General features: G+C 48.6%; 2 protein-coding genes. Both read left to right on the forward strand.

Annotated elements, in window-relative coordinates; all coding sequences use genetic code 11:
* Positions 1–410: 410 nt before the first annotated feature.
* On the forward strand, positions 411–1,634 hold the full coding sequence (gene fabD / locus MKY75_RS11640; protein ID WP_340885338.1) for an ACP S-malonyltransferase: 1,224 nt from the start codon (positions 411–413) through the stop codon (positions 1,632–1,634).
* A complete protein-coding gene (locus MKY75_RS11645; protein WP_340885341.1) occupies positions 1,609–14,292 on the forward strand; it encodes an amino acid adenylation domain-containing protein in 12,684 nt (4,227 codons plus the stop codon). The genes fabD and MKY75_RS11645 overlap by 26 nt, the downstream gene beginning before the upstream one ends.
* The last annotated feature ends 5 nt before the right edge of the window (positions 14,293–14,297 follow it).

Genomic DNA, 14,297 nt, shown 5'->3' on the forward strand with positions numbered 1-14,297 from the left:
TAAAAAAGATATTGACATTTTTCGAGTCCATATCTATTATATAAATAAAATATTTCTCATTTAATACTTAACATCGAAAAACATCCTGTATGACCTCAACAATTTCTCATCACATTCATCTATGATACTGAATTTTAGGTTCCAAGCCTGGAATTCCAGTATACCTCAAGTTTTTTTACACTTCCAAGTCTACTCACACATCTGACTTTTGATCTCAATCACACCACGAATGGAAACTCCATAACCAACTCATTTTTACATGTCGATTACTGTTTTTTGACAATCGGTTTTGTTGCTTTTTGCTACATCTATCTCTACAGCTATTGTCTTCATACATATGTACATTAACACCTGAATCGTAAAAACATTTTTGCTTTGCCACATCTTTGTGGGGAGGAAAGGGGTTTGATATGAATCGCATTGCTTTGGTTTTTCCTGGGCAAGGCTCTCAGTATGTAGGAATGGGGGCTACGTGGCATAGCGGCTTTGCAGAAGCGGATCGCTTGTTCGAAGAGGCTGCTGATATTTTGGGATATGATCTGAAAGCTTTATGCATGGCAGGTCCGATGACCCAGCTATCCAGAACATTCTATACTCAGCCCGCACTTCTCACGATCAGTGTCATTGCATTCCGGCGTTATATGCATGAAATCGGAATTATCCCTGAATTTTCAGCAGGTCATAGCCTGGGTGAATATTCAGCTCTGGTAAGTAGCGGTGTTCTATCCTTTAGCGACGCTTTACGACTGGTTCAAAAGCGAGGACGCATCATGGAAGAAGCCGCAGAGGCCGGTCTGGGCAGCATGATTGCCATTCGCGGAGCTGAGTTGAACGCCGTGGAAGAATTCTGTCGTCTGCACTCCCCAATCGATCAGCCTGCTGTTATTGCTTGTTACAATTCGCCTAATCAGTATGTCATCTCTGGTCATCATACATCGATAGCTATGGTAGCTGACAAGTTAGAACAGCGGGGGGCTCAAATTACTCGCTTGCAGGTCAGCGGCCCTTTTCATAGTCCGCTTATGCAGCATGCTGCGGACAGGCTGACCATCGAGCTGCAAAAATACACTTTCCATGAAGCGCAGTGGCCCGTGATCTCCAATGTGACCGCTCTGCCATACCCCGATGTTGACAGCATCCGTCAAGGATTGATTTTGCAAATGACTCACCCGGTTCGATGGATTCAGACCATGCAGTATATGGAGAATCATGGCGTAAAACAAGGCATCGAGTTAGGTCCACGAACGGTGCTGAAAAATTTGGCGAAGGAAATAAACACTACCATTGAATTGCTGTCCGTGGATAGAGACTTGGATCGCGTTGAACTGGAACGCCGCTTCTCAATCCGTGATTGGGTTGCTCGTTCCCTTTCATTGGCGGTATCTACCCCCAATGCCAATTGGAATGAAGATGATTATCGAAAGGGTGTTATTTTACCTGTTCGAAGACTGGAAGAATTACTTCGAAGCTCTGAATCAGGGAGCGGTTCACCTCCTGCTTTTGAGCAAAGACAGGAGATTTTGGAGTGTATTCGCCTGGTGTTGCAAACCAAACAGGTCTCCGAAGGAGAGCAGAAAGTAATGCTAGAGCAATTGAGGAGGGATCAGGATGGAACAGTTTCAAACTTTAATTGAAATCATTCAAGACCGTTCAAGCCGGGATGAGAACGGAATCACCTTTATTTCCGGTGATAAACAAGAGGAATACGTATCCTACTGTAAACTTCTGGAGCAAGCATCACAGGTACTTTATGAATTACAGGAAAAAGGGATACAACCTGGCGATGAGCTGATCATGCAGATCGACGACAATCATACCTTTGTGAATGTATTTTGGGGTTGCCTACTCGGTGGAATCGTTCCTGTTCCTGTAAGCATAGGGAATAATGATGAGCATAAAATGAAATTGTTTAAAATCTGGAATACACTTTCCCGCCCTTATATGATTGCAGATGACAAGGTATTGGAGCAGTTGGAAAAATACTCGCACCAGCACGAACTGCTGGATTCCTTTGAGCCCGTTAAAAAAGCGACTTTTTCAAGCCATATATTCGATTTTTCCAATCAGAGTAAAGGTGTTGCCCATATACCCAAACCGGAGGATTTAGCTTTTATCCAATTTTCCTCAGGTTCTACAGGTGATCCCAAAGGAGTCATGCTGACGCATGAAAATTTGGTTTACAATATTCGGGATGTCGCAAATCAAACGGGCATGAGCTCCAAGGATGCTTATTTGGGCTGGATGCCGCTTACGCATGACCTGGGATTGATCGCATTTCATTTAACCTGTGTGATCGCTAATGCCAAGCAGTTGATTATGCCAACGGCACTTTTTATCAGACGCCCGTCTTTATGGCTAAAAAAAGTATCGGAGCATAAGGTGACTCAAATATGCTCTCCCAATTTTGGATATAAATTTTTTCTCGATCAGTATAAACCCGAAACAGCAGCTAACTGGGATTTGTCAAATGTCCGTATGATCTTAAATGGAGCGGAGCCCGTATCTGTGGAGCTTTGTGATGTGTTTATGGATGCAATGAGTGTTCACGGTTTGAATAAAAATGCGATGTTTCCTGTCTACGGATTGGCAGAGGCGAGTGTGGGAGTTTCCTCTCCACCTCTGGACAAAAGCACCTTTATACCCATTCATTTGAACCGGCAGCAGTTACACGTGGGTGAACCCATAGAAGAAGTGGACAAGTCCGACAAGCGGTGTCTTACTTTTGTGGATTTGGGGTATCCGTTGGCCAGTACCTCTGTCCGCATTTGCGATGAAAAAAATCAGGTGCTTGAAGATGGGGTGATTGGACACACACAGATCCGCGGCAAAAATGTGACATCCGGATACTATAACAATCCAGAGGCTACCGCGAAGGTCAAAACAGAGGATGGCTGGCTTATCACCGGCGATTTAGGGTTTATGCGGAACGGTCGCCTGACTATTACTGGTAGAGCCAAGGATATCATTTTCGTGAACGGACAGAATGTCTACCCGCATGACATCGAGAGGATTGCCGAGGAACTGGATGGTGTGGATCTCGGAAAAGTAGCCGTGTGCGGTGTACATGATACGCAAACGAGGCAGGATCGTATTATTGCCTTTGTGATGCACACGAAAAAGATAGAGCATTTTGTACCGCTTGTCCAAAAGCTGAAAAGTCATCTAAATTACCGGGGAGGTTGGCATATTCAGGATGTGGTTCCGATCCGGCGTATTCCTAAAACAACCAGTGGAAAGGTTCAGCGCTTCAAATTAGCCCAGAGTTATGAGCAGGGCGAATTTGATGAAATATTGACAGCACTGGCCGAGGCTACTACTCGAGTCATGCAAGCAGCTGAGCGTGTAGCCTTACCTCAAGGAGAGATAGAACAGAAGCTGATTGGAATCTGCCAGGATATTTTAAATGTAAAGTCGATCGGGACGGACGACAGCTACTTTGATATCGGAGTGACTTCCTTGCAGCTCGTTCAAATTGTGGACCTGTTGGAGGATCAATTAGGGATTCATATTGAGGTGACGGACTTCTTTTCCTATCCGACCATCGCCAAGCTTGCTGCATATATCTCTAGTCAGGGCATGAGCAGCGACCCGGCTGCAACAGCACAGTCCGAGGCCAAGGAGGAAGCGAATGTCCGGGATATCGCCATCATCGGCATGTCAGGCAAGTTTCCTCAAGCGGAAACATTAGAGCAGTTTTGGGCGAATGTGGCATCAGGGGCTGACAATATCGGCCCGTACAGCGACGAAAGAAGAAAAGATGCCGAAGATTTCATTTCCCGTCTGAATACGGAAGGACGGAATATGCAAATTGCAGAAGGCGGCTATCTGGATGAAGTAGACAAGTTCGATTACTCCTTCTTTAAGCTGACTCCACGGGAAGCCTCACTCATGGACCCGAATCAACGGTTATTTCTACAAACAGCCTGGAGCACGATTGAGGATGCGGGGTATGGGGGGAAGCAACTGGCAGGCCAAAAGGTCGGCGTGTATGTCGGATTCTCCAAAACCAGCTTCGAATACGAGCGTTTGTTGTCTGAGGTGGAACCGGGCGCGCTGCCGAACTTTGCCATTGGTAATTTATCATCCATTATTTCCAGCAGGATTGCATATTTGCTCGATCTAAAAGGTCCGGCGCTAACCATTGATACAGCATGCTCTTCATCCCTCGTGGCAGTGCATTTGGCCTGCAAGTCCATCCTTAGCGGAGACTGCGACATGGCCTTGGCAGGTGGAGTGAAGACGATTTTACTGCCGCTGAAAGCGGGCATTGGCATGGAATCCTCTGATGATCGAGCACGCGCCTTCGACGACCAGTCGGACGGAACGGGCTGGGGTGAAGGAGTTGGAGCCGTTTTACTGAAGCCGCTGCGCAAAGCGGAACAAGACGGTGACAACATTTTAGCCGTGATCAAGGGAAGTGCCATCAATCAGGACGGCAGCACGATTGGTATTTCCGCGCCGAATGCCCTCGCTCAGGCAGAAGTGATTTCGCAGGCGTGGCGTGATGCACGGATTGATCCTGAAACGATAAGTTATATCGAAGCACATGGCACCGGCACCAAGCTGGGTGATCCGGTTGAGATTGACGGCATTACCAAGGCTTTCCGCAAGCATACACAGCGTAAGCAGTTTGTGGCGATCAGCACGGTCAAAACGAATATCGGTCATTTATACGAAGCCGCTGGGATTGCAGGCTTGATCAAATCCGTATTGTCCATGAAGCACCAACAGATTGCACCGCTCGTTCATTTTCGCACACCAAACCAAAAGATCCATTTTGAGGAATCCCCGGTATATGCTAATACGAAGCTTAGGGAATGGAAGACGGACGGTTTCCCGAGAAGAAGCGGACTGAGTTCCTTTGGATTCAGCGGGACAAACTGCCATGTGGTGCTGGAGGAATATATAGCGAAGACGGAATCAGACCAAGCCTCAACGGACAGCAACAATAGATCATCACCACTGCTGCTGACCCTGTCAGCGCGGAGTGAATCCGCTTTGCACGAGCTGGTCGGGCGATACGCAGAACGGTTCGGACGTGCGGAAGAACTCGTGATGCAGGATGTATGCTATACGGCTAACACAGGCAGAAGTCACCTGAATCACCGGATTGCTGTGACTGCCGCAGGGGCGGATGCGTTGAAGGCGAAGGTGATTCAGTTACACGAACAAGGTAGAGTCGTCGAAGGTGTATACACCGGGAAAGCGGATAACAAAGGTGGCGCAGAGATGGTCGCTGGAAGCTTGGACACGTTGCAATCACTGGAGCAACTGGCTGCTAAGTATGTGCAAGGAGCGCAGATCGATTGGAATGCCCTCTATGCAGGTAAGCACTATAAAAAGGTTTCTCTGCCTACGTATCCATTCGAACGGAAAAGATGCTGGATTAACGTACCCGAACAGATTCGAACGGAACAGAAGGTACCAGTTCATGAAAACTCAAAAGCAAAGGAGTCTGGAATTATGGGGAACGAGTATTCAGCGCCAGCATCTGCTACCGATCAGCACAAATCATCTATTCTTCAAAAGTTAGCAAAAATGATCGGTAACGTGTCCCAACTCAGTCTGGAGGAACTGGAGCCACAAACACATTTTCTGGAGCTTGGGCTGGATTCCATTAATTTGTCCCAGGTTCGCCACAGTATCAAGGATACCTTCGGACTGGACATTCCAATGAACGAATTTTTCGAATCGTTGACCACGCTGGAGCTGTTGGCCAGCTACGTAGCCGAGCGGGTGAGCATTTTCACTTCTGCTGAAACCCCGGTTCAATCTGTGGAAAACCGTCCAGAAACAACTCTGAATCAGGTTGATCACGCAGCTTTCCCGCTAACCCAACCGTCTCATGAATCCGCTGTTCCGGCTGCGGCATCTGTTTATGCCATAGACACGGCTGGACAAACACGGGCTCAAAGCTTTCCAATCGCTACAGCTCCTGCGGCTGTAGAGCGAATTTTGGAGCAACAGCTACATCTGATGTCACAGCAGCTCGATGTTCTCCGGCATCAGCCATCTGCATCCGTAATAGCTTCCGAGCCATTTAACCCGGAAACGGGCGTTTTGCTACCGGCAAGTAGTGAAAGTGCGCAGATCATCCGTACCGAATCCAAGCAGAAAGTCGCGGCTGCATTAGCACCAGCACCATCCGTAAAGGCTGTTTTCAAGCAGACAGGCAATGAAGTCAAGCCGTATACGCCTTATAAAAAGCTGGATGTTAAAGCACGTGAATTGCTTTCGCTCCGTCAGGAACAACACCTGCAAGAACTGATTGAACGCTACACGGCCCGTACGGGTAGCACCAAACAGTACACCCAGCAGTATCGCTCCGTATACGCCAATAACCGCAATGTGGCTGGTTTCCGGCCTGTTTTGAAGGAAATGGTGTATCAAATTGTATCCCAACGCGCCGATGGTTCAAAAATTTGGGATCTGGACGGCAATGAATATGTCGACTTGACGATGGGCTTTGGTGTGAATCTGTTCGGACACAATCCAGCCTTTATTCGTGAAGAAATTGAAGAAGAGCTGAAGAACGGCATGTGTGTCGGCCCCATGTCCAACATGGCCGGACAGGTCGCCGAGCGAATATGCAAGATGACCGGCGTGGAACGGATTGCCCTGTATAATTCCGGCACGGAAGCCGTCATGGTCGCGCTCCGTTTGGCACGTGCTGCCACTGGACGAGCTAAAGTCGTCATTTTTGCTGGCTCGTATCACGGTACATTCGACGGGGTGCTGGCACTGGGGAGCGCGGGTGATGACAAGGAGCATTCGACACCTCTAGCTCCAGGTATCTTGCAGCATATGGTGGACGATGTCGTCGTGCTTCATTATGGGGCGCACGATTCTCTGGATTATATCCGCACCCATGCGCATGAACTGGCCGCGGTTATCGTGGAGCCGGTACAAAGCCGCCGACCAGATTTTCAGCCTAAAGCCTTTTTGCAGGAAATTCGCCAGATAACGGAGCAGTCGGGTACTGCCTTCATTTTTGATGAAGTCATCACAGGCTTCCGGATTCAGCCCGGAGGAGCCCAAGCGTGGTTTGGGGTACAAGCCGACCTCGTGACCTACGGTAAAATCATTGGCGGCGGGCTGCCCATCGGCATCGTAGCCGGAAAAGCCGCCTTTATGAACGGGATCGACGGAGGCACGTGGAGATTCGGGGATGATTCCTATCCGCAGCATGAGCAGCAGCGAACCTTTGTGGCAGGAACCTTCTGCCATCATCCGCTGGCAATGGCTGCATCCTTAGCGGTGCTGGATCATTTGGAGAAGCATGGCGAGCAACTGCAAAATCGCTTGAACAGCCGCACCTCGGCGTTAGCAGCGGAGCTGAACAGCTATTTCACTGACGAACGCGTACCTATGAAGGTCGTTCACTTTGGCTCCCTATTCCGCTTCGTGCTCAAAGGCGATCTGGAGCTGTTCTTCTATCACATGCTGGACAAAGGCATCTATATCTGGGAGGGACGAAACTGCTTCTTGTCCACAGCCCATACCGAGGAAGATATTGCGCGAATCGTACAAGCGGTCAAGGATAGCGTGAACGAGCTGCGTAAAGGGGGATTTTTACCGGACCCGCCCCCGAATGGAAACGGCCCGGGGCCGGGAAAGCAACCTGTACCTGTAACCGTACCTCCAGAGGCTGAAGCAGCAGAAACTGTTATTGCGTTAACTCCAGAGCAAAAGCAGCTTTGGTTCGCTTCTGTTTCAGATCGAAGTGACTCTCAATCTTTACACGAAACCGCCTTGTTGCGGTTTCGTGGTCCACTTCAGCAGCAGGCGTTCAACCAAGCTATCCAGACCATTGTAAACCGTCATGAAGCCTTACATATCTTTATGAGCGGCGATGGGGAAACTCAGGTGTTCGCTCCTGTGGTGAAAGCGGAAATCCCGCTTCATGATTTTACCAGTTATCGCCCAGATGAACAGGAACAACATATCCGGGCGTGGATGATCAAGGACAGTGAAACCCCATTTGCCATGACGCCAGGCGAGCCATTATTCCGGATTCATCTGCTGAAAATATCGAATGAAGAGCATCTGGGTGTTTTTACGTTTCATCATTTTATCGCTGATGGCTGGTCAATCAGTGTATTCATTCAGGAACTGGAACACATCTATTCTGCGCTAGTTCGACATGCTGCCTACAACCTTCCCGATCCAGTACCTTTTCGGAATTACGTTGTTTGGCAGCAGGATCAATTGAAAGCAGGGAAAAAAGAGGCCCTTGCTTTTTGGTCGGCAGTGCTAGAAAAGCAGCAGCCTGTCCTCCATTTGCCATCTCCGGTGAGGGGAATACAGATTCCGTCTTCCAGAGGAAGCAGACATACCGTAATGTTCGAAGCGCCGCTCGTTAAACAATTGAGATCCGCCAGCATAAAGCTAGGCAGCAGTCTTTTTATAACGCTGCTATCCGCCTTTCAGATTTTTCTACATCGGCTGACAGGGCAGCAGGAAGTAACGGTGGGGGTTCCCACCGCAGGACAATCCCATATGGACGCCTTCTCTCTGATCGGCAACTGTGTCAACATGCTTCCGATGATCAGCGAAGTGCGTCCTGATGCTACTTTTACGGAGCATGTCCAAACAGTCAAAAAGCGCATGAATGAACTGGATAGCTTCCAAAAGTACAGCTTTGCCGGACTTGCTCAGCTGGGGCTGAGGCATTTGCCAGTCATTAACGCTGTATTCAATATGGATCGACCGATTCCGCGTTTTCAATTCCATGAACTGGAAGTAGAACTCATTAAGAATGAGGTATCATTCAGCAAATACGAGTTGTTTTTGAACGTGACAGAGGCGCAGCAACAATTACGTCTTGATTTCGACTACAATTCGGATCTTTTTCAGCCAAACATTATCGAAGCCTGGTCAAGATATTTCCTGAATCTGCTGTATTCCATTGTAGAGGAAGTAGGGGCTCGCGTTTCCGCGCTGACTTTACTCCGTGCGTCGGAGAACGAACAACTTCGAACTGCATGGGCAGCAAATACCGATGCCAACGGAAACTATCTTTGCGTCCTCGATTCCTACAAGCATTTGGCACCTGTTGGGACAGCAGGGGAGGTGTATCAAGCCTCAGTAGCAGGCCTGTTGGGAACGACCCGAGAATGGGCTTACGTAGAAAACGATGGCAAGCTGCGGCATATTGGCAATTTGAATCGGACTATCCACATTCGCGGACATCGGGTTAATTTGGGGCAGTTGGAGAAACTCCTGCTGCAAACTTTCCGATTGGAGTCCTGCGTCATTACACCGCAAACGGACGAAGCTGGAAAAGTCTCATATATAACCGCCTATGTGGTCGCAAACGCATCGAAGCCATGGGAAGAAGACGCACTGAAAAAGGCTGCAATCGAAATTCTTCCAGATTATACGCAGCCCCGTTTTTGGATTCCTATGGATCATATTCCTCTTCTGCCGGATGGTCAGCCTGATCTACAGGCTTTGCCAGAGCCGGGACAAGCAAGTGTATTGACTAAAACAGACACCGCTCCTGAGAACCACGGCGTAGAAGATCAACTCGTGAACATTTGGATGGACGTTCTGAATGTAACAGATATCAGCGATGACGATAATTTTTTTCAACTGGGTGGTGATTCACTAAAAGCGACGGTCATTCTGTCGAGAGTCAATAAGGAATTGGGTGTACACATTCCACTCAGCCACATTTTTGAGCTGCAAACGATTGCTGAGCTGGCTACATACATTGCGGGTGGAACAAAGAAGAACTATGAACCGATTGTATCTGTGAAATCGCAAGCCTTCTATCCGGTATCTTCTTCCCAAAAGAGAATGTACGTGCTGGATCAGCTGGGAGGTGGAAAGGCCTATCATGTACCAGGTCAGCTTTTCATAGAGGGAGATCTGGAGGTTCCCCGCTTCATTGAAGCCGTTAGGGAAGTTATTTTGCGTCATGAATCCTTTAGGACGTATTTCGATCTGGAAGACGGGGAAGTGGTACAAAAAGTTCGGGACACGATTCCATTCGACATTCCATATACCCGTATTTCCAAGGAAGAAGCAAAACAGGCTCGGACCTTGTTTGTTCAGCCTTTTCATCTGGGAACAGCTCCTTTATTCCGCGCCGAACTGTACGAATTTATCGAAGGTGGCTTCAATCTGCTAGTGGATATGCATCACATCGTGTCCGATGGTTTCTCCATGGCCGTGCTGCTAGATGAAATCATTCAACGGTATCAGGGCAGACAGCTTGCGAACATTCAGCTTCATTACAAAGACTTTGTTGCTTGGCAGAAGCAGCAGATCACTGACGACGCATTGCAAGCGCATGAATCATATTGGCTCCAGACCTTGAAGGGCGAGCTTCCTGTACTAAATATGCCTACGGACTTTTCGCGTCCACAAGCACAAAGCTTTGAAGGTGACAGCTTGACCGTCACCTTGGAATCCAAACTTACTAACACACTCTACAAATTGGCCCAAGATACCGAATCTACGATCTTTATGGTACTTTTGGCGGCTTATAATGTCCTGCTGGGCAAATATACTGGCCAAGAGGACATTATCGTGGGTACACCTGTTGCCGGAAGACGGCATGTGGATACGCAAGCGATGATTGGCATGTTCGTCAATACGCTGGTTCTTCGCAATCAGCCGCGATCTTCTTTAACGTTCCAATCCTTTTTGCAGGAGGTTAAGCAAAACTCGCTGCTGGCACTGGAGCATCAGGAATACCCGTTTGATGAGCTTGTAGACAAACTGGAACTGGTGCGCGACGTAAGTCGAAACCCGGTGTTCGATACGATGTTCAGTTTGCAAAATGTCGGCACAGATGTTTTGGAAACAGGAGGCATTCGTTTTAAACCGGAAGAATTCAACGCGGGTATATCCAAGGTGGATTTTTCATTGCATGTGACCGAGGAAAAAGAATGTTTGTCCTTCACTTTGGAGTATGGCACAAAGCTGTTTAAACCGGAGACCATCCGACGGATGGGAGAGCATTTTGTGCGAATTTTGGAAACGGTGACGCAGGATGTCGGGGTGCGGTTGGCCGATATTACGATCGTATCTGATGAAGAGAAGCAATTACTGCTAACCGAATTTAATCATACCGTCGTACCTTTCCCGCACCATGAGACAGTTCACGGGCAGTTTGAAAAGCAGGTCGTACAGACGCCGGGTCATATAGCATTGGCGTTCGGAAATCAGCGTCTGACCTACCGGGACTTGAACGAACGTGCTAACTCACTGGCACGGATACTTCAAGCGAATGGTGTAGGACCCGATAAGCTAGTCGGCCTGATGGTGCAGCGTTCGGCGGAAATGATTATCGGTCTGCTCGCCGTGCTAAAAGCGGGTGGCGCTTATGTGCCTATCGATCCTGAATATCCGTCAGCCCGTATTGAGTATATGCTGAGTGACAGTGAGGCTGCCGTGCTCCTGACCAGTCGCGATCTGGTAGGAGAACACCATTACAGCGCCAACACCCTGTTTATCGAAGATGAGGAAGTATATCAAGGAGAAAGGACCAATCTGGAAGCCACTGCTCAGCCGGAGCATCTGGCTTACGTCATCTATACTTCTGGCTCAACCGGAAATCCGAAAGGAGTTATGCTCCAGCATCGCTCGGTGCTGAATTTTATTACAGGAATGCGTGAAGTGATCGACTTTGCAGCGAACAAAACGATTTTATCGCTAACCACTATTTCGTTCGATATTTTCGTTTTGGAAGCGATTCTGCCGCTGCTAGGCGGAATGACCGTCGTGCTAGGCGACCGCCATCATCAGGTCGATCCTCAGGCACTTGGCGAACTGATTACTGCACATCATATTGACATGCTGCAAATGACGCCATCGCGGCTGCACATGCTGCTGAGTCATGAGGAAGGCTCCCGTGCGCTGCAAGGTGTACAGGAAATTATGGTTGGGGGAGAAGCGCTTCCACCCAGGCTGCTGGAGGCATTGCAGAAATTGAACGGCCCCCGTATTTATAACATGTACGGACCTACGGAAACGACGGTTTGGTCGGCAGTGCAGGAACTTACCCATGCCAATCAGATTGACATTGGACGCCCCATTGCGAATACGCACATTTATATCATGGATGCGCAGAACAGATTACAGCCAATCTGTATACCGGGCGAGCTATGCATTGCAGGGGAAGGGCTGGCGCGTGGCTATTGGAACCGCGAGGATTTGACGGCAGAGAAATTTGTGGATAATCCATTTTCAATAGGGACACGAATGTACAGAACGGGTGACCTCGCTCGCTGGAAAGCAGATGGAAATCTGGAGTTTATCGGCCGAATCGACCATCAGGTGAAAGTACGTGGATTCCGGATCGAACTGGGTGAGGTTGAAAATGCTTTGATGAGCCATTCTGCAATTCAAGAGGCTGTCGTCACTGTATATCAAAACAAAGAGCAAGAATCCGTCTTGTGTGCCTACATTGTATTGCATACAGAAGAAACACCAAGCTTAACGGTCATTCATGAACATGCCGCCAAGTTGCTCCCGTATTATTCGGTTCCGTCTTACTTCGTGTTTCTGGATCGGATACCGTTGACACCGAACGGAAAAACCGACCGAAAAGCATTGCCGGAGCCTGAAAAGCTATTCCGACCGGATGTGGCCTATGTAGCGCCGCGAAATGATGTGGAAGAAGCTTTGGCCGCCGTATGGCAAGATGTTTTGGGACGCGATCAGGTAGGCATTCAGGATAACTTTTTTCTGCTCGGAGGCGACTCGATTAAAGCAGTTCAAGTCATCGCACGCATGCGTCTCCACGGATATTTACTGGATATCCGACACGTACTGGAGCATCCGTCCATTGAAATCCTGAGCGGCTATGCAGAAACACTGTCCCGTCCGATAGAGCAAGGTCCGATAGATGGAGAAGTACCACTGACACCGATACAACGACATCTACTCGATGGGTTTGAACGGCATCCAGCATCCGAGGCACTTCCTGCCGCAATGTCGGTACTGCTGTTGGCAAAGTCGGGCTTTGACGAGCAGCCATTGCGAGCCGCATTGAAGAAAATCGTAGAGCACCACGATGCTCTGCGCCTTGGCTTATTACAACAGGCTGACGAGTCGGTTACGCAAGCTCACAAAGGACTGCATGAGGAGCTAGTCACGCTGGAGGTACTGTCGCTTACGGGAACGGAAAGCGAAGCACGCAGCCAGATGGAAGCTGAATGTCAACGGATTCAAAGCAGCCTGCGGCTGTTTGAAGGACCACGAGTTCGGGCAGGGCTTTTCCGTCTGGTTAGCGGAGATCATCTTTTCCTTGCTGTAGACCCGCTAGTGGCTGACGCCATTTCATGGAATATTTTGCTCGAAGATCTGGCAACAGGCTACGGACAAGCTCTGGATGGGGAAACGATTGTCTTACCGGACAAAACGAACGCTTACCAAACGTGGGCAGAGCATCTTGAGCATTATGCGAATAGTAAAGAGCTGCTCAAGGAGCAGGACTATTGGAACAAGATAGAGTTGTCAGAGTGGAGAACGCTTCCCAAAGACCATGAAGTCATTACGGATTCTGGATCGGAGAGACAAACACATCAGCTCCACCTGCAATTATCAACTGACGAAACCCAGCATCTGATGACACAGGTCAATCATGCCTATAATACCGTGCCGGAGGAAGTACTGCTGTCCGTACTGGGGCAAACAGTGTCCGAATGGTCAGGACAAGAACGGATTGCACTCTACGTGGAGAACCCTGGCCGAGAGCAGGCTGAAACAAATTCGCTGGATATCTCCAGAACGGTAGGGCAGTTTACGTCCGTGTATCCAGTTGTACTGGACATCAAATCTGCGGATGATATAGCGCTGTTGCTCAAGCGTGTGAAGGAAACGGTTCGGCAGGTTCCAAATCACGGATTGGGCTACGGTGCATTGAGATATCTGACCGAAGCCAGCAATCCAACGGATTCTAAACGTTTTCGTCATCCGGAAATTGGTTTCCGTTATATAGACTCCCCACACCCGGAATCGGTTTATTTTTCAATATCGCCGCTGCAAGCTGAAATTGGACCAGGTACCAAGGATGTGATTAATGGTTCATCTTATGCTCTTTATATGGATAGCCGGTTGGAGGACGGAAAATTAAGTATCCGTATATCCTATGACAGGAATGCATATGAAGAGCGCACGGTCAAACAACTTTTCTCCCGCTTCGAAACACACCTGTTGAATACCATTCGTCATTGCCTTAATCAGTCCGGTCAGGAACTGACACCAACAGACGTAGGGGCAGATGATCTGGATTTGGAAGAGTTCGAAGAGATGAAGCATTTTTATGAAAGCCTATAAATATT

It is taken from the genome of Paenibacillus sp. FSL L8-0663 (assembly GCF_038008125.1).
Taxonomy (GTDB): domain Bacteria; phylum Bacillota; class Bacilli; order Paenibacillales; family Paenibacillaceae; genus Paenibacillus; species Paenibacillus polymyxa_D.

Excerpts from the sequence above, each read along its gene's own strand:
- fabD (WP_340885338.1), top strand. The coding sequence starts at position 411 with ATGAATCGCATTGCTTTGGTTTTTCCTGGGCAAGGCTCTCAGTATGTA.
- MKY75_RS11645 (WP_340885341.1), top strand. The coding sequence starts at position 1,609 with ATGGAACAGTTTCAAACTTTAATTGAAATCATTCAAGACCGTTCAAGC.